Annotated in this window: 22 protein-coding genes and 1 riboswitch; of the genes, 6 read left to right on the top strand and 16 right to left on the bottom strand. The window is 70.4% G+C overall.

From position 1 onward, the window contains the following. Nucleotides 1-10 precede the first annotated feature (10 nt). The 3 genes from ACFXKZ_RS01350 to ACFXKZ_RS01340 all read left to right on the top strand — a co-directional run bounded on the left by ACFXKZ_RS01350 (nt 11) and on the right by ACFXKZ_RS01340 (nt 5531). A complete protein-coding gene (locus ACFXKZ_RS01350) occupies nt 11-1021 on the top strand; it encodes a methionine synthase (RefSeq protein WP_379997259.1) in 1011 nt (336 codons plus the stop codon). Nucleotides 1022-1075: 54 nt separating this feature from the next. After that, on the top strand, nt 1076-3289 hold the full coding sequence (gene ligA / locus ACFXKZ_RS01345; RefSeq protein WP_379995136.1) for an NAD-dependent DNA ligase LigA: 2214 nt from the start codon (nt 1076-1078) through the stop codon (nt 3287-3289). 133 nt (nt 3290-3422) lie between these two features. Next, on the top strand, nt 3423-5531 hold the full coding sequence (locus ACFXKZ_RS01340; protein ID WP_379995134.1) for a putative bifunctional diguanylate cyclase/phosphodiesterase: 2109 nt from the start codon (nt 3423-3425) through the stop codon (nt 5529-5531). A 13-nt stretch (nt 5532-5544) separates the two neighbouring features. Here ACFXKZ_RS01340 and ACFXKZ_RS01335 read toward each other — a convergent pair whose 3' ends face one another. The 13 genes from ACFXKZ_RS01335 to ACFXKZ_RS01275 all read right to left on the bottom strand — a co-directional run bounded on the left by ACFXKZ_RS01335 (nt 5545) and on the right by ACFXKZ_RS01275 (nt 19149). Then, nucleotides 5545-5967, bottom strand: a complete 423-nt coding sequence (locus tag ACFXKZ_RS01335; RefSeq protein ID WP_379995132.1) for a VOC family protein — start codon at nt 5965-5967, stop codon at nt 5545-5547. A gap of 695 nt (nt 5968-6662) precedes the next feature. Then, complete coding sequence (gene mnmA / locus ACFXKZ_RS01330) at nt 6663-7775, bottom strand: tRNA 2-thiouridine(34) synthase MnmA (protein ID WP_379995130.1); 1113 nt, start codon at nt 7773-7775, stop codon at nt 6663-6665. Between the two features lie 65 nt (nt 7776-7840). Next, nucleotides 7841-9028 carry a cysteine desulfurase family protein gene (locus ACFXKZ_RS01325; RefSeq protein ID WP_379995128.1) on the bottom strand — a complete coding sequence of 396 codons (1188 nt, stop codon included), beginning with the start codon at nt 9026-9028 and terminating at the stop codon, nt 7841-7843. A gap of 13 nt (nt 9029-9041) precedes the next feature. Next, nucleotides 9042-9284: a hypothetical protein gene (locus ACFXKZ_RS01320; protein ID WP_379995126.1), complete on the bottom strand. Its 243-nt coding sequence runs from the start codon at nt 9282-9284 to the stop codon at nt 9042-9044. A gap of 75 nt (nt 9285-9359) precedes the next feature. Further along, entirely contained in the window at nt 9360-10034 is a 675-nt protein-coding gene (locus ACFXKZ_RS01315; protein ID WP_379995124.1) for a trimeric intracellular cation channel family protein, read from the bottom strand. 36 nt (nt 10035-10070) lie between these two features. Next, complete coding sequence (locus tag ACFXKZ_RS01310) at nt 10071-11384, bottom strand: ABC transporter ATP-binding protein (protein WP_379995122.1); 1314 nt, start codon at nt 11382-11384, stop codon at nt 10071-10073. Between the two features lie 104 nt (nt 11385-11488). Further along, nucleotides 11489-12589: an ABC transporter ATP-binding protein gene (locus ACFXKZ_RS01305; RefSeq protein ID WP_379995119.1), complete on the bottom strand. Its 1101-nt coding sequence runs from the start codon at nt 12587-12589 to the stop codon at nt 11489-11491. Continuing rightward, nucleotides 12589-13596: an ABC transporter permease gene (locus ACFXKZ_RS01300; protein WP_379995117.1), complete on the bottom strand. Its 1008-nt coding sequence runs from the start codon at nt 13594-13596 to the stop codon at nt 12589-12591. The genes ACFXKZ_RS01305 and ACFXKZ_RS01300 overlap by 1 nt, the downstream gene beginning before the upstream one ends. A 102-nt stretch (nt 13597-13698) precedes the next feature. Further along, nucleotides 13699-15465, bottom strand: a complete 1767-nt coding sequence (locus ACFXKZ_RS01295) for an ABC transporter substrate-binding protein (RefSeq protein WP_379995115.1) — start codon at nt 15463-15465, stop codon at nt 13699-13701. Nucleotides 15466-15502: 37 nt separating this feature from the next. Continuing rightward, complete coding sequence (locus tag ACFXKZ_RS01290) at nt 15503-16498, bottom strand: ABC transporter permease (RefSeq protein WP_379995113.1); 996 nt, start codon at nt 16496-16498, stop codon at nt 15503-15505. Between the two features lie 385 nt (nt 16499-16883). Beyond that, nucleotides 16884-17612: an enhanced serine sensitivity protein SseB C-terminal domain-containing protein gene (locus ACFXKZ_RS01285; protein ID WP_379995111.1), complete on the bottom strand. Its 729-nt coding sequence runs from the start codon at nt 17610-17612 to the stop codon at nt 16884-16886. A 58-nt stretch (nt 17613-17670) separates the two neighbouring features. Beyond that, nucleotides 17671-18387, bottom strand: coding sequence for an enhanced serine sensitivity protein SseB (locus ACFXKZ_RS01280; protein ID WP_379995109.1), 717 nt, complete (start codon nt 18385-18387; stop codon nt 17671-17673). 30 nt (nt 18388-18417) lie between these two features. Further along, nucleotides 18418-19149 carry an AAA family ATPase gene (locus ACFXKZ_RS01275; protein WP_379995107.1) on the bottom strand — a complete coding sequence of 244 codons (732 nt, stop codon included), beginning with the start codon at nt 19147-19149 and terminating at the stop codon, nt 18418-18420. 142 nt (nt 19150-19291) lie between these two features. Then, nucleotides 19292-19385, top strand: a riboswitch (glycine riboswitch). A 372-nt stretch (nt 19386-19757) separates the two neighbouring features. Here ACFXKZ_RS01275 and gcvT point away from each other — a divergent pair. The 3 genes from gcvT to glyA all read left to right on the top strand — a co-directional run bounded on the left by gcvT (nt 19758) and on the right by glyA (nt 22618). Next, nucleotides 19758-20858: a glycine cleavage system aminomethyltransferase GcvT gene (gene gcvT / locus ACFXKZ_RS01270; protein WP_379995105.1), complete on the top strand. Its 1101-nt coding sequence runs from the start codon at nt 19758-19760 to the stop codon at nt 20856-20858. An 84-nt stretch (nt 20859-20942) separates the two neighbouring features. Continuing rightward, the gene (gene gcvH / locus ACFXKZ_RS01265) at nt 20943-21317 is read left to right on the top strand and encodes a glycine cleavage system protein GcvH (protein ID WP_379995103.1); all 375 of its coding nucleotides are present in this window, start codon (nt 20943-20945) and stop codon (nt 21315-21317) included. Then, entirely contained in the window at nt 21314-22618 is a 1305-nt protein-coding gene (gene glyA / locus ACFXKZ_RS01260) for a serine hydroxymethyltransferase (RefSeq protein WP_379995101.1), read from the top strand. The genes gcvH and glyA overlap by 4 nt, the downstream gene beginning before the upstream one ends. A gap of 103 nt (nt 22619-22721) precedes the next feature. Here the strand turns inward: glyA and ACFXKZ_RS01255 are convergent, their stop codons facing one another. From ACFXKZ_RS01255 to ACFXKZ_RS01245, 3 genes are all read right to left on the bottom strand, one after another. Beyond that, nucleotides 22722-23495 (bottom strand): enoyl-CoA hydratase/isomerase family protein, encoded by a 774-nt coding sequence (locus ACFXKZ_RS01255; RefSeq protein WP_379995099.1) that lies wholly within the window; start codon nt 23493-23495, stop codon nt 22722-22724. Nucleotides 23496-23606: 111 nt separating this feature from the next. After that, nucleotides 23607-24878, bottom strand: a complete 1272-nt coding sequence (locus ACFXKZ_RS01250) for an Ig-like domain-containing protein (RefSeq protein ID WP_379995097.1) — start codon at nt 24876-24878, stop codon at nt 23607-23609. A gap of 207 nt (nt 24879-25085) precedes the next feature. Further along, nucleotides 25086-25538, bottom strand: coding sequence for an NAD(P)H-binding protein (locus ACFXKZ_RS01245; RefSeq protein ID WP_379995094.1), 453 nt, complete (start codon nt 25536-25538; stop codon nt 25086-25088). Nucleotides 25539-25575: the final 37 nt, after the last annotated feature.

Below are 25575 nucleotides of genomic sequence, written 5' to 3'. Positions count from 1 at the left end.
GATCGGTTCGATGCCCGGGAGCAACATCCGCGAGACGGTCGAGATGACGCTCGAACTGCTGCCCGATCTGCCGCACCTGCCGGAGCTGCCGGCGCGCGGACCGGGCGCGGATCTGACCGGGCGCTCGGCCGGGCTGCTGGTCGACCTGTACACGGACGTACAGCCCTCCGGATGGCGTTTCGTGGATCGCCCGGGGCGCGACCACCGCCGGACCCGCTCGTTCCTGGGCCAGGACCTGGACGCGCTGGAGGAGTTCACCCAGGGCTACACCGGCCCGCTCAAGGTCCAGGTCGCGGGCCCGTGGACGCTGGCCGCCACGATCGAACTCGGGCACGGCGACAAGGCGTTGGCCGACCCGGGCGCCTGCCGCGACCTGGCCGTCTCGCTCGGCGAGGGCATTCGGCTGCACCTGGCGGAGGTGGCCCGCCGGGTCCCCGGGGCGAGCCTGCTGCTCCAACTGGACGAGCCGGCGCTGCCCGGGGTGATCGCCGGCGAGGTGCCGACCGCGAGCGGGTTCGGCCGGTTGCGGGCGGTGGACAAGGCGGTGGTCCGGGACACGCTGCGGGACGTGATCGCGGCGGCCGGGACGCCGACCATCGTGCACTCCTGCGCGCCGGGCATCCCGATCACCCTGCTGCGCCAAGCCGGCGTGGTGGGCGTATCGCTGGACATGTCGCTCCTGGGCGAGGCCCAGGACGAGTCGATCGGCGAGGCGATCGAGGCGGGCCTGCGGCTGTTCGCCGGCGTGGTGCCGAGCCTGCCCGCCGAGCCGGCGTCCGCCGAGGCCACGCCCGGTGTGGGAGCGCGCCCGCTGTCCGACCCGCCCGGTACCGTCAGGTCTGTCGGAACGTTGTGGAACAGGCTCGGTTTCCCGCCGGAGTCCCTGGTCGAAGCCGTCGTGGTGACCCCCACGTGTGGCCTCGCCGGTGCCTCTCCGGCCTACGCCCGAGCGGCCCTGTCACACAGCGTGGCTGCCGGCCGGGTGCTTCGGGACGACCCCGAGAGCGCCATGCGGAGATAGCGCAACGCGACTTCGCGAACCTCATTCGAACTGGTGGCGCTGGAGGGCGACGACGTGGCTGGTGCGACGACCGGAGTGGACGAGATCCCGGCCGAGGTGCGCGAACGCGCCGCTACTCTCGCCCGTGAGCTGGAGGAGCACCGCTTCCGCTACTACGTGAAGGACGCGCCGGTCGTCAGCGACGGCGAGTTCGACGCGCTGATGCGGGAGCTGGAGGCGATCGAGGAGGAGTATCCGGCGCTGCGCACGCCGGACTCGCCGACCCAGAAGGTGGGCGGGACCTACTCGACCGACTTCGCCTCGGTCGACCACCTGGAGCGCCTGCTCAGCCTCGACAACGCGATGAACGAGGAAGAGCTGGACGAGTGGGACGACCGCCTGGTCCGCGAACTGGGCACGGGGACGTTCCATTATCTGTGCGAGCTGAAGATCGACGGGCTCGCGATCAATCTCCTGTACGAGAACGGTCACCTGGTTCGGGCATTGACGCGCGGAGACGGGCGCACCGGCGAGGACGTCACGCCGAACATCCGCACCATCGCCGAGATCCCGTCCCGGCTGCGTGACGACGGCGGGCACGACGTACCCGAGCTGGTGGAGATCCGGGGCGAGGTCTTCTTCCCGATCGAGAAGTTCGACGAACTCAACGAGCGCCTGGTGGCGGCCGGCGAGAAGCCGTTCGCCAACCCCCGCAACGCCGCCGCCGGATCGTTGCGGCAGAAGGATCCGCGCGTGACCGCGTCGCGTCCGCTGCACATGATCGTGCACGGCATCGGTGCCCGGCGGGGCTTCGAGATCGACTGCCAGTCGCACGCGTACGAGCGCCTGCACGCGTGGGGGCTGCCGACCGCGCGGCACAACAAGGTGGTCGACACGATCGAGGAAGTGAAGGAGTTCGTCCGCTACTTCGGCGATCACCGCAACTCGGTCGAGCACGAAATCGACGGCATCGTGATCAAGGTCGACGAGATCCCGATCCAGGGTCGGCTGGGTGCCACGTCGAAAGCGCCGCGCTGGGCGATCGCGTTCAAGTACCCGCCGCAGGAGGTCAACACCAAGCTGCTCGACATCGAGGTGGGCGTCGGGCGCACCGGTCGGGTGACGCCGTACGCGGTGATGGAGCCGGTCACCGTGGCGGGCTCCGTGGTGGCCCGGGCGACACTGCACAACCAGCAGGTGGTCAAGGCCAAGGGCGTACTGATCGGCGACACGATCGTGCTGCGCAAGGCCGGTGACGTGATCCCGGAGATCCTGGGCCCGGTGGCCGATCTGCGCGACGGCAGCGAGCGCGAGTTCGTGATGCCCGCCACATGCCCCGAGTGCGGGACCGAGCTGCGCGCGATGAAGGAGGGCGACATCGATCTGCGCTGCCCGAACGCGCGGTCGTGTCCGGCCCAGTTGCGTGAGCGAATCTTCTACCTCGCCGGCCGCAAGGCATTCGACATCGAGGCGCTCGGCTACGAGACGGCGGCGGCGCTGACCCGGCCCGCCGCGGGGCCGTCGGTGTTGGCCACCGAGGCCGACCTGTTCGACCTGACCGCCGAGCAGCTGCGCGACGTCCAGATGTGGCGCAAGGTCAACCGCAAGGGCGCGGCCGAGGACGAGAAGGAACTCGTCCCCTACTTCTGGTCGAAGGCCACCCATGACAAGGAGGGCAACGTCAAGAAGCCCTCCGAGCCGAAGGCCAACACGCTCAAGCTGATCGAACAGCTGGAGAAGGCCAAGACCCAACCGCTGTGGCGTGTCCTCACCGCGCTGTGCATCCGCCACGTCAGCGACACCACCGCCCGCGCGATCACCGGCGGCTTCCACGACCTCGACCGGCTCGGCGCCGCGTCCGAGGAGGAGATCGCGGCGGTCGACGGCGTCGGCCCGATCATCGCCGGTGCCGTGGTCGAATGGTTCGCCGAGGACTGGCACCGGGAGATCGTGGACAAGTGGCGCGCCGCCGGTGTCCGGCTTGCCGAAGAGGGTGCCGACGAGGAGAAGCCCCCCGGCCCGCTTGACGGGATTGTGACGGTCGTCACCGGGACGCTCGCCGGCTACACCCGGGACAGCTCCAAGGAGGCCCTGGAGCAGCGCGGCGCCAAGGTGACGGGATCGGTCTCGAAGAAGACCGACTTCGTCGTCGTGGGCGACAATCCGGGTTCCAAATACGACAAGGCCGTGCAACTGGGTCTGCCGATCCTGGACGACGAGGGCTTCGCGGTTCTGCTCGCCGACGGCGCCGATGCGGCCCGCGCGTGGGTGGCCGAGCGCGCCGGCTGATAACCCTCCCCAGTCGTGCCGGGACGACCTACCCTGGGCACGAGCTTGCCCCACCCGGGGGGCTCGGTGCCCCACAGGCGTACCCGTCCCGGCGCCCGGGATGCCGCCCGACGAGGCCGCAGGGAGCAGGCGCATGGGTCGGATCGGCAGGACGGACCTGTCGCGACTGGCACGACCGCGCGCGTTCTTCATCCATACCGGGATCGTCGCGCTGGCCGGTGTGCTCGCGCTGGTCGTCCCGCCCACGACGCAGCTGATCGACGGTCGCAGTCCGGTCCCGGCGACCCCGGGCGTGTGGATCATGCTCGCCCTGGTGTCGATCGACGGGGTCTACACGGCGGTGACGCGCCGGGGGTTGTACATCCCCGGCGCGATGCCGTCGATCGCCATCACCTTCGGTCTGCTGCTGGTGCACGGGTGGCAGGTCGCCGCGCTGTGGCAGGCCGTTCCGGTCCTGGTGTCCGGGCTGCTCCGGGGTGATTCGTGGTGGCGGATCGGCTACACCGTGGGCCATTACGTGTTGGGCTTCCTGGCCGCCGACGCGGTGCTCGCGGTGTTCGGGATGGATCCGGAGCCGGACTCCGCCCGGGCGCTGCACGTGACCGACTTCCCCGTGGTCGCGCTGGCCGGCCTGGCGATGGCGGCCGTCTCGCAGACGTCGGGCTGGTTGACCAGGGCGAATTGGCGCGGGGTCAGCGTACTCACCCTGGCCCGCGCGGAGATCCGGGCCCGTGCCGTCTCGCACGGCGCGCTGATCGGACTGTCTCCGCTGATCGCCGTCATCTGCGCCGAACAGCCGTGGCTGCTCCCGCTGTTCGTGGTCCCGTTGCACACCCTCTACCGCAGCACGATGGTCCGCTTCGACCGCGAGCAGGAGTCGCGGCACGACGCGCTCACCGGGCTGCCGAATCGGCGCCTGCTCCTGGAGCGCGGCGAGGAGGCGCTGGGGCGGGTCGGCGGTCGTGGTGGCCGAGTCGCCCTGTTGTTGCTCGACCTGCACCGGTTCCACGAGGTCAACGACACGCTGGGGCACGTCGCGGGCGATCGGCTGCTCCAGCAGGTCGGGGCGCGACTGGCCACCCTGGTCCGCCCCGGGGACACCGTGGCCCGGCTCGGCGGTGACGAATTCGCGCTTTTGTTGCCGGGGTTGGACATGGGTACCGACCGGCTCACCGCGCAGGAGGTGGTCCTCGGGCTGGCCCATCGCATCGTCGACCGGCTCGGTGAGCCGTTCGATCTGGACGAGTTGACCCTGGACGTGGAGGCCAGCGTCGGCGTGGCGATCTTCCCCGACCACGCCTCCGACGTGCTCGGATTGTTGCAATTCGCCGATGTGGCCATGTACTTGGCCAAACGCTCGCGCAGCGGGGTGGAACTCTACGACGACACGCGCGACGTGAACACGCGGGACAAGCTGCTGTTGCTCGGCGACCTGCGGCGGGCCTTGGACAACCACGAGGTCGAGCTGCATTATCAGCCGAAGATTCGGCTCGCGGACGGTCGGGTGGACGGCTGCGAGGCGCTGGTGCGGTGGCGGCATCCGACCAGGGGGCAGGTCTCCCCCGAGGAGTTCGTGCTGCTCGCCGAGCAGACCGGCCTGATGCCCCGGCTCACCCGCTACGTGGTGGACGTCGCGCTGGATCAGGTCGCGCGCTGGCATGTGGAGGGCATCGACGTCACGGTCGCGGTGAACATCTCCGCGCGCGACATCCACGTGCCCTCGTTCGCCGACTCGGTGGCCGCCGGGTTACGCGAACACGACGTCGCGGCAGGGGCGTTACAGCTGGAGATCACCGAGCGGGTGCTGCTGGAGGAGCCGCAGCGCGCGGCCGAGTCGCTGGACGCGCTGCGCCGGTTGGGTGTGCGGTTGTCGCTCGACGACTTCGGGACCGGCTACTCCTCGCTCGTACACCTCCGGCACATCCCGGTCAGCGAGATCAAGATCGACCGCTCGTTCGTGGCCCGGCTGACGATGAACGAGGAGGACGCGGCGATCGTCTGCTCGATCGTGCAGCTGGCCCATTCGTTGGGACTGCGCGTGGTCGCCGAGGGCGTCGAGGACGAGGCGACCTACCAGCGCCTGCGCGAACTGGGCTGCGACGCCGCCCAGGGCTGGCTGATGTCCAAGGCGCTGCCCCGCGACGAGGCCACCGCCTGGCTGCTCCGGCACGGCGCGGGCGCCCACGCGACGCCGGCCGCCCCGACGGAGATCCACCACCACCGCCGCGCGGACGTGAGCTGACGACGCCCCGCCCTCAGTCGGTCTCCGCCGTCTCACGCTCGCGGAGTTCGACGGCGGCGCGGTCGGATGGGCTCGCCTCGACGCAGAATTCGTTCCCGGCCGGGTCGGCACAGACGACCCACCCCCGGCCGTTGGGCTTGCGCATGTCGGCGACGACCGTCGCGCCCAAGGCGAGTACGCGCTCCAGTTCCTCCTCGCGGGTGGTGTCCGGCTCCAGGTCGAGGTGGACCCGGTTCTTGCCGGTCTTGGCGTCCGGCACCCGCACGAACAACAACATCGGTCGGCCGTCGCCGGCGATCACGGCCGCCTCCGGGTCTCCGGGGAAGTCGTCGGGGCCGAGCGGGAGTTCGAGCACCCTGCTCCAGAACAGGGCCAGGTCGTACGGCTCGTGCGGCGCCGCGCAGTCGATGGTGATGTGTCGGACGGTGGAACCCACGCGGTGTCTCCCGAGGTGCTGCGGCGGTGCTACAGGGCCCGTCATTGTCCACTTCCGTCCGGGAGTTCGACAATGGGTACGGGCCCACGCCCACGGGTCGACGCGGGGCGTGCGGCGGCTGCGGCGGCGTGGGCGGCAGGGGCGGTACCGGTGGCATGGCCGGCGGTGATCCCGGCCGCGTACCCGCACGTCGCCGGCGGCGCCACCACCACACCCCCGCGCCGACCGCGGCGACCACGGCAGCGCCCACCGTGAGCAGCCACGCGGGCATCCCACCGACGGTCGGCAACTCGTCCCGGTACGTGGCCCGCCGATAACCCGTGTCGTGTGCCGTCGGGCGCAGTTCGTGGTCGTCGTCGATCGCGGACTGCGACGCGGCGTCCGCGAATCCGGTTCCGGTTGTCCGTATCCGCCGGCTTCCGGCGAGGACCGACAACTTTCGGGCGCACATCAGCAACTTTCGCCGGTCGTGCGACCTCGGCGCACGCCGGCATCGTGGTTGCTCCGGCGCGGATGTACCCCGTGATGCATTACGTCCGCGCCCGGTGCCCAGTGCCGTGCCCGGAGGGGGTTCACCGGTACCGGACGGCTCGGCCTTCACCGCTGGGGTGGCGGCAACACCGAGCGGGCGCCGGCACGATCCCCGGGCCTCATCCCCCGGCCCGGGGATTCCTGCCGTCCCGCCGAGGCTGCGGCTACGCCGTGGCGTCGATCGTCGCCGAGCCGATCACGCGCGTCCCGGCGTACAGCACCACGGCCTGCCCCCGGGCGATGCCGCGGATCGGCTCCGCCAACCGCACTCGGACCTCCCCGTCGACCACCTCGGCGACCGCCGCCGTCTCCTCGCCGTGCGCCCGGACCTGGGCGGTGCAGTCCACCTCGCCCGCCGGGGCCGGACCGCACCACCGCGGCCGGATGCCGACCAGCCGGTCCACGTCCAGCGCCTCGACCGGGCCGACCGTGACCGTGTTGTTCACCGGCGAGATGTCCAGCACATAGCGCGGCTTGCCATCGGCCGCCGGGTGCCCGATGCGCAGGCCCTTGCGCTGGCCGATCGTGTACGCGTAGGCACCGTCGTGCTCGCCGAGCTTGGTGCCGCTCGCGTCCACGATGTCGCCGCGCTCGGTGCCCAGATGCTTCGCGAGGAAGCCCTGGGTGTCCCCGTCGGCGATGAAGCAGATGTCGTGGCTGTCCGGCTTCTTCGCCACCGCCAAGTCGCGCCGCTCCGCCTCCAGGCGCACGTCGCCCTTGGTGTCGCCGCCGAGCGGGAACATCGCGTGCGCGAGCTGGTCGGAGTCGAGCACGCCGAGCACGTACGACTGGTCCTTGCCCATGTCGACCGAGCGGTGCAGCTCGCGCGAGCCGTCGGGGTGCTCCACGATCCGCGCGTAGTGCCCGGTGCACACCGCGTCGAAGCCCAGCCCGAGCGCCTTGTCCAACAGCGCGGCGAACTTGATCTTCTCGTTGCAGCGCAGACACGGGTTCGGGGTGCGCCCGGCCTTGTACTCGGCCACGAAGTCGTCCATGACGTCCTCGCGGAAACGCTCGGCCATGTCCCACACGTAGAAGGGGATGCCGATCACGTCGGCGGCCCGCCGCGCGTCCCGGGAGTCCTCGATCGTGCAGCAGCCCCGGGCACCCTCGCGCAGCGTCGCGGGTTTCGCCGAGAGCGCGAGGTGGACACCGACCACGTCGTGTCCGGCCTCGACCGCTCGCGCGGCGGCAACGGCGGAGTCGACCCCGCCGGACATGGCGGCGAGCACCCGGAGGCGGCGGCCGTTGGCGGGAGGAAGCATGTGATCAGACATAGCGCCTCAAGAGTACGTGGTCACCCCGGCGAGCCCCGAGCGGATTACCCCACACCCCGGCGCCGCTACCGGCGCGCCGACACCGACCCCGCCGACCGGGCCCGGGTCACCACCGGCAGGATCGCCTCGCCCAGTTCGGCGACCTCCGCCTCCGTCGTGGTGTGCCCCAGGCTGAACCGCAGCGAGCCGCGCGCCCGGGCACTGTCGGCGCCCATCGCCAGCAGCACGTGGCTGGGCTGCGCGACGCCCGCCGAGCAGGCCGAGCCGGTCGAGCACTCGATCCCGCGCGCGTCCAGGAGCAGCAGCAGCGAGTCGCCCTCGCATCCGGGGAAGGAGAAGTGCGCGTTGCCCGGCAGCCGGTGGGCCGGGTCGAGCCGCCGATCCCCGTTGAGCTGCGCGTCGGGCACCGCGGCCAGGATCCGGCGCACCAGTTCGTCCCGCAGCGCGCCCACCCGCCGTGCGTATTCGGCCTGTTCGCGCACCGACTCCTCGGCCGCGACGGCGAGTGCCGCGATCGAGGCGGTGTCCAGCGTGCCCGAGCGCACGTCGCGCTCCTGGCCGCCGCCATGCAGCACCGGAATCGGGGTGATGCCGCGCCCGAGCACGAGCGCGCCGCAGTTGCCCGGGCCGCCGAGCTTGTGCCCGGTCACCGTCATCGCGTCCAGGCCGGTCGCGGAGAAGTCGACCGGGATCTGACCGACCGCCTGGACCGCGTCGGAGTGGAAGGGGATGCCGAACTCGTGCGCGATCTCGACCAGCTCGGCGATCGGCTCGACCGTGCCGACCTCGTTGTTGGCCCACATCACCGACACCAGAGCCACCGACGCCGGATCGTGCTCGATCGCCGCACGCAGCGTGTCGGGTTGCACTCGCCCGTCGGCGTCCACGTCCAGCCACTCGACCACCGCGCCCTCGGCCGACTCCAGCCACAGCACGGGGTCGAGCACGGCGTGGTGCTCGACCGGGCTGACCAGTATCCGCCGCCGGGCCGGGTCGTCCGCGACCCGCGACCAGTAGATCCCCTTGATCGCGAGGTTGTCGGCCTCGGTTCCGCCCGCCGTGAAGACGATCTCGCTCGGCCGCGCGCCCAGCGCATGGGCCAGCGACTCGCGGGACTCCTCCACCGTGCGGCGCGCGCGTCGCCCGGACGCGTGCAACGAGGACGGGTTCCCGAGTTGGGCAAGCTGTACGGTCATCGCCCGGATTGCCGAAAGGCGCATCGGGGTGGTCGCCGCGTGATCGAAGTAGGCCATCGCACTGCGAAGCTTAGTCGGGTACCCGCGGGCGCCGGCGGGGGCGGCCGTACACCCGTCCGTATCGCGGCCCTCCGGGCAGGAATCGGTCGAGCCACAGGCGCGTGGAAAGCATCGACGCGGTCGCGTACGCCACGAGTCGCCGAAGCGGGCCCCTGCCCTTCGGATCGGGTTCGGTCGACCGGTGGTCGTAGGTCAACGGCTGCTGGATCTCCCACACATCCTGGTGCAACGCGTACCGGGGCGTGTTGGGCACGGTCCACTCCTACGGGTGGCCGGGTTGGGCCCGGCGGCGCAGCCCGCGCCACCCGGTCGGCGGGTGTGTCCCGGGTCACTGCTCCTCGGCGCTGGTGCCGGAGTTGCGGCGCCACGCGCGTGGCGCCCGCCACCCGCGCCGAAGCGCGAGCACCCGAAGCAGGAAGGCGAAGGTGACCGCCGCGGTCGCGGTGACCGGGCCGAACAGGTCGAACTCGATCAGCGCGGCGGTGATGCCCGCGCCGAGCAGCGCGGGGAAGGTGTAGATCTCCTTGTCCCAGCGCAGCAGCGTGGGTACTTCCCGGGCCAGTACGTCGCGCAGCGCGCCGCCGCCGACGGCGGTGGTGACCCCGAGGGCGGCGGCCGGTATCGGATTGAGGCCGTACGCGTACGCCTTCGCGGTGCCGGTCACGCAGAACAGCCCGAGGCCGGCGGCGTCCAGCACGTCGATCGCCGACATGATCCGCTCGACTTGGGGATGCAGGAAGAAGACCAGTACGGCGGCGAGCAGCGGGGTGGTGAAGTAGCCGAGGTCGGTGAAGGCCGCGGGCGGGACCGCGCCGATGATCACGTCCCGTATCACCCCGCCGCCGAGGGCGGTGACCTCGGCGAGCAGGGTGATACCGATGACGTCGAAGTTCTTCCGTACGGCCATCAGCGCGCCGGCCGCCGCGAAGACGAAGATGCCGAGCAGGTCGAGGACCTGCTGAAGCTGATGGTGGAAGATCTCGGGCGGCACCTCGGGCGACATAACGGATGTTCTACACCGCCGGGCCCGGCCCGATACTCATGGGGCGGGTGTGGGCGGAGTGTCCTTCCCGGTCGCCTCGCCGGGGGCCTTCGGGGAGGTCTCGGCGGGAGTCTCGGCGGAGTTCTCCACGGGGGTGTCCGCCGCAGGCTCGGCAGGGGCCTTCGCGGCATCGTCCGCAGAGGTCTCGGCCGGTGTCTCGACGGCCGTCTCGGCGGGGCTCTTCGCGGCGGCCTCGGCGTCCTCCCCGGCGGCGACCGCGGGGGCCGCCTCGGATGGCGCCGGCTTCACCAGCAGCACCGCCTCGCCCGCGCCGTTCTCCGCCGGCGTGTTCTCCGGGAAGTGGCAGGCCACCTGGTGCCGCGTGGTCAACTCGGCCAGCGGCGGCTCCTGGGTCTTGCAGATGTCCTGCGCCTTCCAGCACCGGGTGTGGAAGCGGCACGCCGGCGGCGGGTCCATCGGGCTCGGTACGTCGCCCTTGAGCAGGATCCGGTCACGGCTCTCGCGCCGGGCCGGGTCCGGTACCGGCACCGCCGACATCAGCGCCACCGTGTACGGGTGCTTCGGCGACGTGTACAGATCCTCGCGGTCGGCGATCTCGACGATCTTGCCGAGGTACATCACCGCCACCCGGTCGCTGGTGTGCCGCACCACCGACAGGTCGTGCGCGATGATCAGGTAGGTCAGCCCGAACTCGCTCTGCAGGTCGTCGAGCAGGTTGACCACCTGCGCCTGGATCGACACGTCGAGCGCGGAGACCGGCTCGTCGGCGACCACCAGCTTGGGCCGCAGCGCCAGCGCGCGGGCTATGCCGATGCGCTGCCGCTGGCCGCCGGAGAACTCGTGCGGGTAGCGGTTGTAGTGCTCGGGGCTGAGCCCGACCAGTTCCAACAACTCCTGGACGGCCTTCTTGATCCCGCCCTCGGGGGTGACCTTCTGCAAGCGGAACGGCAGCCCGACGATGGTGCCGACGGTGTGCCTCGGGTTCAGCGAGGACTGCGGATCCTGGAAGATCATCTGGAAGTCGCGCCGCAGCGGCCGCAGTTGCCCTCGGGAGAGCTTGGTGAGGTCACGCCCGCCGAACTCGATGGTGCCCTCGCTGGGCTCCAGCAGGCGCATCACCATGCGTCCGGTGGTGGACTTGCCACAGCCCGATTCGCCGACCAGGCCCAGCGTCTCGCCCTCGCGGATGTCGAAGTCGAGCCCGTCCACCGCCTTGACCGTGCCGGCCCGGCGCCGGGTCATCCCGGCGCGGATCGGAAAGTGTTTGCGCAGCCCGCGCACGCGCACCAGCACGTCTCCCGGCTCGCGTCGGGACGCGGCCTCCGGCTCGCCGGCCTGCGCAGCGTTCACGTCGTCTCCCGCTCGGGCGCCCTCGGTCACTTCCGCGTTCCCGTTCCCGTTTCCATCCTGGTGACCAGTCACGTGCCCATCCGCTTTCCCGTTCGCCGTCCCGCTCACAGCCGCGGCCTGATGTCCTCGGTCCAGATCCGCTCGCGCTCCCCCGGATCGAGGTGGCACGCGGTGCGGTGGCCCGGTTCGATCTCGACCAGTCGCGGGACCTCGGTCTTCTCCCGCCCGTCGTTGCGGTCCGCGTACGGGCAGCGGGTACGGAACGCACAGCCCGAGGGCAGCGAGATCAGGCTCGGCGGGCTGCCCTTGATCGGCATCAGCCGTTCCTGGCGCGCTCGGTCGAGCCGGGTCAACGAACCCAACAGGCCCCAGGTGTACGGGTGTCGGGGTTGTTCGAACAGGGTGCGCGCGGGGCCGTGCTCGACCGCTCGACCGGCGTACATCACCAGGACGTCGTCGGCGAGTTCGGCGACCACGCCCAGGTCGTGCGTGATCATCACGACGGCGGAGTTGAACTCCGCCTGCAGGTCCCGGATCAGGTCCAGGATCTGGGCCTGGACGGTGACGTCCAGGGCGGTGGTCGGCTCGTCCGCGATCAACAGTTCGGGGTCGCAGCTGAGCGCCATCGCGATCATCGCGCGCTGGCGCATGCCGCCGGAGAACTGGTGCGGGTAATCGTCCACCCGCCGGTCCGGGCGCGGGATGCCGACCCGTCCGAGCAGGTCGATCGCATGCGCGCGGGCCTGCTTGACGCTCACCTCGTTGTGCACCTGGTAGGCCTCGATGATCTGGTGGCCCACCGTGTAGAACGGGTGCATCGAGGACATCGGGTCCTGGAAGATCATCGCCATCCGGCGGCCACGCATCAACCGGACCTCTTCGGCGGTGGAGCGCACCAACTCCTTGCCGTCCAGCCAGATTTCACCGCCGATCCGGGCGCTGGTACCGCCGTGCAGGCCCATCACGGCCAGCGAGGTCACGCTCTTCCCGGAGCCGGACTCGCCGACGATGCCGAGCGTTCGGCCGCGCTGGAGCGCGAAGTTCACCCCGTCGACGCTGCGCACCAGGCCGTCGTCGGTGGGGAAGTGCACGGTGAGTTCGCGTACTTCGAGGAAGTTCTCCGGCTCGGGCGGGGGCCCGGCCGGGGCGAGCTTGGGCAGTTCGGCCGCGGTGTCCCGCTTGCGGCGCGGTAGCAGTCGGGGCATCAGGTCCTCACCCGGGGATCGACGACCGCGTAGAGCAGGTCCACGACGAGGTTGGCCAGGATCACGAAGATGGCGGCGATCATCGTCACGCCGAGCACTTCGGGCAGGTCCTGCTGTCCGATCGCCTCGACGGCGAACTTGCCGACGCCGTTGAGGGAATAGACCTGTTCGGTCAGGATCGCACCGCCGAGCAGCAGTCCGACGTCCATGCCGAAGATGGTCAGGATCGGGGTCAGCGCGGCGCGCAGCCCGTGTTTGACGATGACGTCGCGTTCGCGCAGGCCCTTGGCCCGCGCGGTGCGGATGTAGTCCTCGCTCATCGTCTCGAGCATGCCCGCCCGGGTGAGTCGGGCGTACAACGCCGCGTACAGGAACGCCAGGGTCAACCAGGGCAACACCAGGTTCCAGGCCCAACTCGCCGGATTGTCCAGGAACGGCACATAGTGCACGCCCTTGAAGATCGGCCATTGATAACTGAACAGCGCCAGGGCCACCAGGCCGGTGAAGAACGGCGGCAGCGAGACGCCCGCCAGCGCGAAGCCCATCGAGAACCGGTCCCACAGGCTGCCGCGTTTGAGCGCCGAGACCACCCCGATCGACACGCCGGCGATCAGCCAGATCACCGCGGCTCCCGCGGCCAGCGAGAGGGTGACCGGGATGCGGTCCTGTAGTCGTGGCCACACTTCCAGGTTGTTGCGGAAGGAGAAGCCCAGGCACGGCGGCGCGCAGTGCACCTTGCGTACACCGGTGTCGTAGTCCTTGCCGGCGACGATGCCCTTGACGAACCTTCCGTACTGGACGGGTACCGACTTGTCCAGGCCGAGGCTGTGCTTGACCTGTTCGATCGCGGCCGGGGTGGGCGACTTGCCGACGTAGCGCGCGGCGAGTTGGTCGCTTGTGGCGCCTCCCAGACGCGGAATCAGGAAGAAGATGGCGAAGACCGCCATGGTGACGATCAACAGGAGCACCACCGCTCCCGCCAGCCGCCTGAGCAGATAGAAAATCATGAGCCGGCGACCCGGTCCGGTGCGGGGAGCGGGATCACCGCTCCCCGCACCGGAACTGACGGGCCTTCACCTCTCCTTCGGGCTACTGACCTCGTCGCAGGCTTACTGGATACCGATGTTGAGGTAGTCGTACATCCCGGAGTACGCGGGCGTGACGACCAGGTTGGTCACGTTCGACGGGCGGTACAGCAGCGACTTGGTCCAGCCGAACGGGACGATCACCGCCGACTCCATCACCTTCTGGTCCAGCTGCTGCCAGATGGCCGCGCTCTGCGCCGGGTCGATGGTCCGGGTGGCCTGGTCGATCAGACCGTTGACCGCCGGGTCGTTCAGCTCGGACAGGTTCGTGCCACCGGCGGGCTTGATCGCCCGACCGTCCACGATCTGCTGGAAGAAGCCGAACTGGGTGGGGAAGTCGGGACCCCACTGCATGAACATGATGCCGACCTTGTTCTCCGCGACCCACTTCGGGACACCGGCGAACTGCGAGAAGTAGTCACCCGAGGGGTACTGCCGGATCTCGACCTTGACGCCGATCTTGGCGAGCGCGTTCTGCACCGACGTGGCGCCCGCGACCTCCTTGGGCCGGTTGGCGCGCGCGGTCAGCACGGTGCTGAAGCCGTCCGCCTTGCCGCACTGCTTGAGCTCGTCCTTGGCCTTGGCCACGTCACCGGTGTGCTTGGCACCGTTGGGGTACATGTCGGTGACCTTGGAACCGGCCAGCGTCGGCGGCATCAGGTTGGTCGCGATGTCGGAGCCGACCTCGCCACCCTGAGCACGCTGCAGCTGCGACTTGTTGACCGCGTACTGCACGGCGCGCCGGCAGTGCACGTTGTCGAACGGCGGGGTCTTGGAGCTGATCGCCAGGTAGGCCAGCGCGCCGGAGATGGCGTCGTCCGCGTTGTCCGCGAGCTTCTTGTCCGTGAGGATCTTGTTCTGCGCGGCGGCCTGGACGCCGGTGCCGACCACGTCCAACTGCGCCGTGCCGGCGAAGAGTCGGTTGTCGACGTCGTTCGCGTCCTGCTTCTCCAGCAGTTCGATCCGGTCCGGCAGCGCCTTGCGCAGCGGGTCGGTCGCCTGGTCCCAGTTCGGGTTGCGGACCAGGTTGACCGCCTTGCCGGGCTCGTACTGGCCGTCGACCATGTACGCGCCGGAGGCGATGGGGTGCTTGACGTACTCCTTGCCGGTGTCCTTGGCGGGCGGGACCGGCGCGGTCTGCGGGAGCGCGGCGAGGTAGTTGAAGTCCGCGAACGGCTCCTTCATCTTGAAGATGATGGTGGAGTCGTCCGGCGTCTCGATCGCGCTCAGGCCCAGCTTGTCCGGCGCGGAGTCCTTGTACGGGCCCTTGTAGGTGCCGTCGGGGTCCAGATACTGGGCGAAGTAGCCCGGCCCGTTGGGCAGGACCTCCTTGTCGAAGGTCCGCTCGACGGCGTACTTGACGTCCGACGCCTTGACCTCGGTGCCGTCCTCGTACTTGACGCCCTTGCGCAGGTGGTACGTCCAGGTCTTGCCGCCGTCGTCGGTCTTGCCCACGTCGGTGGCCAGGTCCGGCGCGAACTCGTAGCTCGCGTTGCCCGGGGCGGGCTTGAAGGTGAGCAGCGGACGCGCCATCAGGCGGGAGAAGTTCCACGCCGAGGCGTAGTACATGTCGCCCGGGTCCAGCGAGTCGAACTTGTCCGAGCTGACCAGCTTGAGCGTGCCACCCTTCTTGGTGGACTGGTTGACCACTTCGGTGATCGCCTTGTTGCTCGGGCTGTACTTCTTCGAGCCGCCGCCACCACCGCCACACGCGGTGGCGGCCATCGCGGTGACAGCCACCATGCCGATCAGCGCTTGGGTCCTGCGCCTGCGAGTTACCGGGTGTTTCATCGCTGGTCGTGCCTCCTCGTGGGGACTTGCGGGATATTCAGCGGCTGCGCGGGTCGAGGGCGTCTCGAAGGCCGTCGCCGAGCAGGTTGAACGCGAGCACGGTGATGAAGATGGTGACTCCGGGGACGACCATGAACATCGGCGCGTCCTGGTACCGGGGGGTGGCCGCCGAGAGCATGCCACCCCACGAGGCGGTGGGTTCCTGTACGCCGACCCCCAGGTAGGAAAGGGCGGCCTCGAACAGGATGTTCGTCGGGATCAGCAGCGTGGAGTAGACCAGGATCGGACCCACCAGGTTCGGCAGCAACTCCTTGAAGATGATGTGCCGGTCGGTGGCCCCGAGACTGCGCGCCGCCTCGACGAACTCGCGTTCGCGCAGCGAGAGCGTCTGGCCGCGGACGATGCGAGCGATGTACGGCCAGCTGAAGAACCCGATCACGAAGATCAGCACGGTGATGCGGAGCGTGTCGCCGTGGAGGCCGAAGGCCTCGCCCTGGAGGCTGCTGCCGATGGCGATCGCGAACAGCAGCAGCGGGAAGGCCAGGAAGACGTCCATGGCGCGGCTGATCAGCCCGTCGATCCAGCCGCCGAAGTAGCCCGCCACGGTGCCCAGGACGACTCCGAGCACCACGGAGAGCAGGGTGGCGAGGAAGGCGACCAGCATGGAGACGCGGGCGCCGTAGCAGATGCGGGAGAAGATGTCCCGGCCGTTGACCGGCTCCAGACCCAGCGGGTGATCCCAACTCGCGCCGCCGAAGCTGCCGGTGGGGATGTTCAGCACCGGGTCGAGCAGGTCGTCGTGGTACTCGGTGGGTCCACCGCCGATCACGTCGGTGATGAGCGGCGCGAAGATCGCGATGAGCACCATGAGGATGATCACCACGCCACCGGCCATCGCGACCCTGTCGCGGCGGAATCGGGCCCACGCGATCTGACCGAGCGACCGACCCTCGATGCGTGCGCCGGCTGCCTCGGCGATCGCCTCGGGGTGCGCCTCTCGGGCCACACCGGTGGTCTCGATCGGTGCCGTCATGGATCGACCCTCCCCGCTCACGGATGCGACGGCGGCTCGGGATCGCCGCGTCCCGTCGCCATACCCGGCATTGCGATCCCGATGATCTTCGGGATCTGTCGTCCGGGTGAGACTCCTCCGTGACGCGGGTCACGAACAGGGGTGGAGGAATACCTTTACTGAACCGTGATTACGCAGACACGATTCACTGGTTGATCCGCGTAGATCGGTCACGAAATCACAACAAGGCAGCGGTTGATGACGTGACGTCAGTTTTTTGGGGGCATCACTGCCTGTTGCCCCGGCTCGCCACGTTCCGCCGATCTTCGCTCACTGCGCGTGTCGTGTGCCCGCGGCGGCCATGTGAATCACCGTGCGGGACGGGCGCCTTCGTCGGACATGTCGATCACCGGCCGTGGCGAGCGGCCTCGTCGAGCATGTCGATGCCGATGAACGGCCGGGTGTGCTCGCGCATCCACGCGGCGATCGGGTCGAAGGGGTCGTCGAGCGCGACCGAGGAGAGCGTCAGACCGGGCGGCGCGGCGGCCGACGCGCGGGCCATCGCGTCCCGCATGCGCTGCATCGTGGCGGGCTGATTGTCCGTCAGGCGCAGCCCGATTACGAGGCGTTCGGGGCCGACGGTGGGGCGTACCCAGGCCCGGTGGGCGGCGCGCACCACCTGGGTCTGGAACAGCTGACCGCCGAGCAGGGAGTAGAACGCCGGGTCCCACAAGGTGGGTTCGCCGACCTCCAGGGGGCCGGCCATCAGTCGGTCCAAGCCGCCGACGATGCGGCGCAGGTCGAGGTAGGGCACGCCGACGCCGCCGCCCTGGGCGTGCGGATTCAGCCACAGACCCCAGCGGTCGGTGTACAGCGAGGACGCGATCTCGGGGACCGGACAGATCTCGAACGAGCGGTCCCAGCCACTGAGACGCAGCTGTTCCTCGGACGTGAACGCCGGGGCGTAGCGCCAGCCGGCCACGTCCATGTTCCCGTACTGCGCGTCCGGACTGCCGGGTTGCCCCTGCCACAACAACATCCACACGGGCGCGCCGACGAGCGCTTGCAGCAGCCGCTCGTAGGCGTCGTAGCGCCCGGGGGCCACCTGGCTCAACGCCTGCTCGACCTGGTTCACGACGTCCTCCCCGAACCCCATGTTTTTCGACACCGATGCCGGCCGCGGCCGGACGGGCTCAGCGCTGGTCGGCCCGCAGATAGAACGGCTGGGTCCGCTCCAGCATCCAGTCCCCCACAGGATCCTGCGCCACGTCCAGAAGCACCACGTTGACCGGCCACGGGCACGCGGCGCGGCCGAGCGCGCGCTCCAGGGCGCCGATCGCGGCCAGCCGGTCCTCCTCCTGCCACCGGTCCAGTTCGACGCCGACGAACAGGACCGGCGGATCGGACTCGACCTCGCCCAGGCCGCGCCGGGCGCTGAGCACCACGGGGACGTGGATGAACTCGGCGGCGGCGGCGATCAGGAAGTCCATCGGCTCCTGGTCGGGCTCGTACAGCCGCACCCGTGCGCCGCGGTGGGCCGCGCCGGGCAGCCGGGCCAGCTCCAGCACACCCGGCGGCGGGATCGGGATGCCCGCCTCGCCGCCCGGGTTGACCACGATGCCGATGTGCGGCGGCAGCCCTCGGGCGAACTCGCGCATCGGCGCCACGGTGCCCGCCATCGGCCCCGCGAGCCGGCGGAACTGCTCCTCCGAGGAGAACACCGGCACATACGGCAGACCGTCGATCTCGGCGGTGGGCAGGGTCAGTTCGGTGTCGGCGGCGCTGCCCCCCTCGGGCAGCGGCACCCACACGTCCGCCTCGGCGAGCGCCTCGAACAGGGCCTCGGCCCGGGACGGGTCGCGCATCGCCGCGACGAGCGCGCTCTCCACGGGATTGGCCGGGAACGGCATGGTGGTGCTCCTCTTGGTGTCCGGCGCAGTTTACGACTTGTCCGCATCCCGCCGTCGGGACTGTCCGGGTAGGGGGTCTGCGAAAACGATCCGGCGCAGTTGCCGCGCGGCCGCGCGGTCGAGCAGTACGCACGAGGTGAAGCCGCCCGGGGCGGAGGCAAGGGCGGGTCCGGCGTCCAGCCACGGGGCGAGCCGGGCGAGCAGCGCGCGCCATTCCCGGTGGTGTCGGGCGAACACCGCGGTGGACACCCCGCGCCCGCGCGCACGTTGGCCGGAAAGCGCCTGATGGGCCGTGACGTCCAGGAGCAGCGCGTGGGCCGGGATGCCGCGCCGCCGGGCCGCGCGCACCAGTACCCGGCGCAGGATCGGATTGCGGCCGCTGTCGTGCACCACCACCGCGCCGGGGCCACGCAGCGCCCGGGCCACCTCGCCGTAGTGCGACAGCCGCACCAGCGGCCGGTAGACCCGGTACGGCAGCCGCCCCACCCGCACCGCCCAGCGGGCCCGGACCAGGTCGGCGTCCAGGACCGCGACCGCGGGCCCGGCGGCGACCACCCGGGCCAGGAGCGTGCTCTTGCCCGCGCCCGGCAGGCCGGTCACCACGAGCACGCACGAGGCCGGATAGGAGAGCATGTCCACCCGCCGGACCCCGTCCCGCTCCCCCGCCCGGTTCCGCTCCTCCCGCAGGTCGTGCACGGACCGGGGGATCAACATGCCGCCCGCCGCGGCGCCGGTATGCGCCCCCGCCGAATCCGTCTCCACGAATCCTCCCCTGATGTCCCGAACCCACGTGCCCTGCGCATGGTGTCGCACCGAGGGCGCGAGCGGGCGCCGGCGCTCCCCGGCCCCGGCGGGGGATTGACGACACGCGCTAGCATGCCGGGCACAACCTCATAACGGCCGTCGACCCCACGCGGAAGAGTCCTCGCCATCGAGCGGGGCGCCGAAGGAGCAACTCCTCCCCGGAATCTCTCAGGCACCGATACCGCATGGGTCAGGCACTTCTGGAAAGCAGGCGCACCGTCGGTGCGGCTCACCCACGGTGCAAATCCCGGTCCGGCGCGGCAGCGGCGGACGGGATGAAGCTCTCAGGTTCCGATGACAGAAGGGGAGGGCACCCCACTTTTCGACCGACTTTGGCCGAAAAGGGCTGAACGCCATGGCAGGGAGCCCCCTTTGTCCTCGAATTCGTTCTCGTACTCGTTCCGGTTCTTGACCCGGGGCCCGTCCCCGTTCCGGTACGGGCCGCAGCACCCGTCACCTCTCGTCGCACCTCGGGCCCGCGCCCGGGTCCGCGCCGTCCGGCATGCCCCGGACCGGTTCGCGCCCGCCGGGGGCTTCCGCCGGCGTCCCCTCGAAGGAGTCTTCGCATGACCACCGACCGCCGGACCCCGCTCGACGCCGTGCACGACGCGCTCGGGGCCACGATGACCGACTTCGCCGGGTGGCGGATGCCGCTGCGGTACGGGAGCGAGCGGGACGAGCACACCGCGGTGCGCACCACGGCCGGCCTGTTCGACCTCACCCACATGGGCGAGATCGAGGTCACCGGCCCGGAGGCCGCCCGCGCGCTCGACCACGCCCTGGTCGGTTTCGTCTCGAAGATCGGGATCGACCGCGCCCGGTACACGATGATCTGCACCGAGGAGGGCGGCATCGTCGACGACCTGATCGTGTACCGGCTCGGCGAGGAGCACTTCGTGGTGGTGGCCAACGCCTCCAACGCCGACGTGGTGGCGGGCAGCCTGAAGCACCGCGCGAGCGACTTCGACGCCACGGTGCGCGACGCGTCCGAGGAGTACACGCTGCTCGCCGTGCAGGGGCCCGCGTCGACCACGATCGTCGGTTCGCTGACCGACGCCGACCTGCCCGCGCTCAAGTACTACGCGATCCTGCGCACCGAGGTCGCGGGCGTACCCGTGCTGCTCGCCCGCACCGGCTACACCGGTGAGGACGGCTTCGAGCTGTTCGCCGCGCCCGGCGACGCGGTCGCGCTGTGGGACGCGCTGCTGGCCGCGGGCAAGCCGCACGGCCTGGTGCCGGCCGGCCTGTCCTGCCGGGACACGCTGCGCCTGGAGGCGGGCATGCCGCTGTACGGCCACGAGCTGACCCGGGACACCACGCCGTACGAGGCCAACCTGGGCCGGGTGGTCCGGCTGGACAAGCCCGAGGACTTCGTCGGCCGCGAGGCGCTGGCCGCGGCGGAGGCGGATGTGCGCCGCACGCTGGTCGGACTGACCTCGCCGGGCAAGCGGGTTCCGCGCGCGGGCTACCCGGTGGTGGACGCGGACAGCGGCGAGCGGGTCGGCGAGGTCACCTCCGGCGCGCCGTCGCCGACGCTCGGCATGCCGATCGCGATGGCCTACGTGGCGACGGAGCGGGCCGAACCGGGCACCCGGCTGGCGGTGGACATCCGCGGCAAGGCCGAGCCGGTCGAGGTGGTGGCGCTGCCGTTCTACAAGCGCGGCTGAGCCGAACCCCTTCCTATATCACCGGAAAACGTCCCAAATCATCCTGAGGGACGGACTTACCTCATTCGAATGGAGAATGGACCCGTGCACGCACCCCAGCACCTGCGCTACAGCAAGGAACACGAGTGGCTCGACGAGGCGGCCTCCCCCGCCGTCGTGGGCATCACCCAGCACGCGGCCGAGGCGCTCGGCGACGTGGTGTTCGTCGAGCTTCCCGAGGTCGGCCGGGTGGTCGTCGCCGGTGAGCCGTGCGGCGAGCTGGAGTCCACGAAGTCGGTCAGCGACATGTACGCGCCGGTCTCCGGCGAGGTCGTCGAGATAAACGACGCCGTCGTCGAGGACCCGGCCCTGGTGAACTCCGACCCCTTCGGGGCGGGCTGGCTGTTCAAGGTGCGCATCGACGGCGAGGCCGAGGGCCTGCTGTCGGCCGACGAATACGCCGCGTTCTGCGGCGAATGATCGAGATCGACCCGATCGAGGAGCTGACAACCGTGACGATCCTGGACCGTCCCCTGGGCGAGGTGGACCCGCAGGTCGCCGCCGCCGTCGCCGACGAGCTGCACCGCCAGCAGAACACCCTGGAGATGATCGCCTCCGAGAACTTCGCCCCCGTGGCGGTGCTGGAGGCGCAGGGCTCCGTTCTCACCAACAAGTACGCCGAGGGCTACCCCGGCCGGCGCTACTACGGCGGCTGCGAGCACGTCGACGTGGTCGAGCAGCTCGCCATCGACCGGGTCAAGGAGCTGTTCGGCGCCGAGGCCGCCAACGTGCAGCCGCACTCGGGCGCGTCGGCCAACGCCGCCGCGATGTTCGCGCTGCTCTCCCCCGGCGACACGATCCTCGGCCTGGACCTGGCCCACGGCGGCCACCTCACCCACGGCATGCGGATCAACTTCTCCGGCAAGCTCTACAACGTGGTCGCCTACCACGTCGACGAGAAGACCCACCGCGTCGACATGGAGGAGGTCGAGCGGCTCGCCAAGGAGCACCGGCCGAAGCTGATCATCGCCGGCTGGTCGGCCTACCCCCGGCAGCTCGACTTCCCCGAGTTCCGCCGGATCGCCGACGAGGTCGGCGCGTTCCTGATGGTCGACATGGCGCACTTCGCCGGTCTGGTCGCCGCGGGCCTGCACCCCAGCCCCGTGCCGTACGCCGACGTGGTCACCACCACGACGCACAAGACCCTGGGCGGCCCGCGCGGCGGCGTGATCCTGTCCAAGGCGGAATACGCCAAGAAGATCAACTCGGCGGTCTTCCCGGGCCAGCAGGGCGGCCCCCTGGAGCACGTGATCGCAGGCAAGGCGGTGGCGTTCAAGGTCGCCGCCTCCGACGACTTCAAGGACCGCCAAAAGCGCACCCTGGAGGGCTCGGCCATCCTCGCCGAGCGGCTGACCCGCAAGGACGTCACCGACGTGGGCATCACCGTGCTCACCGGCGGCACCGACGTGCACCTGGTCCTGGTCGACCTGCGCGACTCGGAGCTGGACGGGCAGCAGGGCGAGGACCGCCTGCACTCGATCGGCATCACGGTCAACCGCAACGCGGTCCCGTTCGACCCGCGCCCGCCGATGGTCACCTCCGGCCTGCGGATCGGCACCCCGGCCCTGGCCACCCGCGGCTTCGGCAAGGCGGACTTCGAGGAGGTCGCCGACATCATCGCCGAGGCCCTGCTGCCCGACTTCGACGACACCCGCAAGGCCGCGCTCACCGCCCGGGTCACCACCCTGGCCGAAAAGCACCCGCTTTACCCGAACCTCTGATCCTGCGGATCGGGTTCGTCGACACGACGAAAACCGGGGCGCCGACTCGACACCCGCCGAGTCGGCGCCCCGTTTCGTCGCGGTCCCGCCGGGGCCGCCGCGGTCAGCGGCCGGAGAACTCGGGCTTTTCCTTGGCCACGAAGGCGCGCATGCCGGTGGCGCGGTCCTCGGTGGCGAACAGGGCGGTGAACTGGAGGCGTTCGATCTCCAGGCCCGTGTTCAGGTCGGTTTCCAGGCCGCGGTCGATGGACTCCTTCGCGGCGCGCAGGGCGTAGGCCGGGCCATGGGCGAATTGCCGGGCCCACTCGACGGCCTCCGCGTAGACGTCCGCGGCCGGCACGACCCGGTCGACCAGGCCGATGGACAGGGCCTCCTCGGCGGCGACGAAGCGGCCCGTGTAGATCAGGTCCTTGGCCTTGGACGGGCCGATCAGGCGGGGCAGGCGCTGGGTGCCGCCGGCGCCCGGGATGATGCCCAGCGTGATCTCGGGCTGGCCGAGCTTGGCGTTGTCGGCGCAGACCCGGACGTCGGCACACAGGGCCAACTCGCAACCGCCGCCGAGCGCGAAGCCGGTGATCGCGGCGACCACCGGCTTGGGGATCTCGGCGACGGCGGTGAACGCGGATTGCAGCGCGGCGCCCCGGTCGGCCATGTCCGTGTAGGTCATCTCGGCCATCTCCTTGATGTCCGCGCCCGCCGCGAACACCTTCTCCCCGCCGTAGATCACCACGGCGCGCACGTCGGCCCGCTCGCCCGCCTCCTGCGCCACCGCCCGCAGCTCCTCCTGGAGCTGCCGGTTCAGCGCGTTCATCGGCGGCCGGCTCAGCCGGATCGTGCCGACGCCGTCGGCCACTTCCAGGTTCACGAATTCGCCCATGACGCTCTCCTCTGGTCAGCCCTGATGTGCCGATCCGACCATAGGCGTCGCCACCTTGGCGGGCGGTGAGCGGGGCCACGACATCCGCCGCGGCCCCGTCCGCCGGGCGCCTCAGTGCGTGGGTGTCGTCGTGCCCTGCGTGGCGCCGGGCGCGCCGGTCGCGGTCCACTTGTCCCAGCTCAGGTTCCAGTCGGCGAAGCCGTTGTCGGCGTCGACCGTGCGCTCGTCGGAGCCGGAGATCTCGACCATGTCACCGGGGATCACCCGGTCGTACAGCCACTTGGCGTTCTCCTTGGTCATCGACACACACCCGTGGCTGGTGTTCTCGCTGCCGAAGACACTCGGGTCGGCCCAGTAGTTGCCGTGCACGAAGGTGCCCGAGGTGGTGACCCGCATCGCGAACGGCACGTCGTCGATGTCGTACTCGCTGCCCAGGCCCACCGTCTGCGAGTTCATCCGGGTCTTCTCGAACTTCTCGGTGATCGCCATCTTCCCGTTCCACGTGCTGTACTTCGGCGACTTGCCGGCCGTGATCGGGATGGTCTTGATCAACTGTTCGTTCTCGTAGACCTTCATGGTGTGCGCCTTCACGTCCACCATGGCGATCCGCTTGGTGGTGGCGACCTTGAAGCTGTAGCTCTTGAACTGATTGGCGATCGCGCCGTTGCCCACGTCGACACCGCGCAGGTTCAGGTTGACCTTCACATTCGTGCCGGGCGCCCAGTAGTCCCTGGGCCGGTAGTCCACCCGGGTGTTGTCGAACCAGTGCCAGGCGCCCTCCACCTTCGGCTCGACGTCGACCGACAGCGCCTTCTCCACCGCGGCCCGGTTCTTGACCGGGTAGTCGAAGGTCAGCGACACCGGGAAGCCGACGCCGACGGTGGCCCCGTCCTCGGGGCTGAAGCGCGCGGTGACCTTCTTGTCGCCGGAGAGCGTGTTGAACGTCGCCCGGGCCGTGGTCGGCGCGTTGTCGGCGTTGGTCGCGGTCGCGCTCACCGTGTACTTGCCGCCGAGGGTGAAGGCGACCTTGGGCTTCCAGGTCTTGCCGTCGGCGTCGAGCGTGCCGTCGACCGGCTCGTTCTGCGCGTTGACCACCTTGACCTCGCCGAGCTTTCCGCCGCCCACCACGATCGTGATCGGCGCCTGCGGGTCGATCGCGTTGGCGCCGTCGGCCGGGGTGAGCGTGATCGACGCGGGATCCGCGCCCTTCTTCGAATCACCCTTGGTCGTGGTGCTGTTCGGGCCGCCGGGCTTCTTGCCGCCGTCGCCGCCGTCGTCCGAGCTGCAGCCCGACACGAGCAGGAGCGCGCCGAGCAGCAGTGCGGGCACCACGCGCCATCGGGCCCGTGACCGCGTCGAGAGCGACTTCGATCCTGCTGACATGTACGGGCAGTCCCTTCATCCGGAGCCGGGTCGCGACCCGGCCGAGGCCGAAAACCACATCCCACGTCTCATTCGACGAGCCGAACATCCGCCGCGGTTCCGCATTCCGGGGCACGCACGGGCAAATGAGGTGATCGGGGCGATCGTTGCCATCCTCGCGGACGACCGCGGGCCGCCTCGACCCGAATCGCATCGCGCCGTGATCCGTCATCCGGGCCGACGATCGGCCTGCACCAGGGCACGAATCAGCGTCGGAGCCGCGAATCCGGGCCGATCCACGGCCTCGGCGGGAAACGGACGGACGATCAATTCGTACTCCCCGGGCGAAGAAGCGGTCGGAGGCTGTGGCAAGACCGTGACGATCCGCTGGACATCCGTACCCTCGACGGCCTCGAGAAACCATTCCCAGGTATCGGCGGGCGTCCCCCGCCCGTCGGGGCCACGATCGAGGTGCAGCACGGTGTGCGCGCCGGCGAGCACCGCGCCCAGTCGCAGCGGGTCGGACAGGTCGCTCACCGCGACCCGCACGCCCGCCGCGCGCAGCACACCGGCCGCGCCGCGATCACGGACCGTGGCCCGTACCTCGCCGGCGGACAGGGCGAGTTCGAGCGCGACGGCGCGACCGAGTGGCTGGTCGGCTCCGGTGACGACTACGGGCATGGCGGCAACCTTACTCAAACCCGACATTCGTGAAGCT

The sequence above is a fragment of the Embleya sp. NPDC059237 genome (assembly GCF_042754105.1).
GTDB lineage: Bacteria > Actinomycetota > Actinomycetes > Streptomycetales > Streptomycetaceae > Embleya.
Note: the sequence above shows the minus strand (reverse complement) of the source record. Positions and strands in the feature narration are given on the sequence as shown.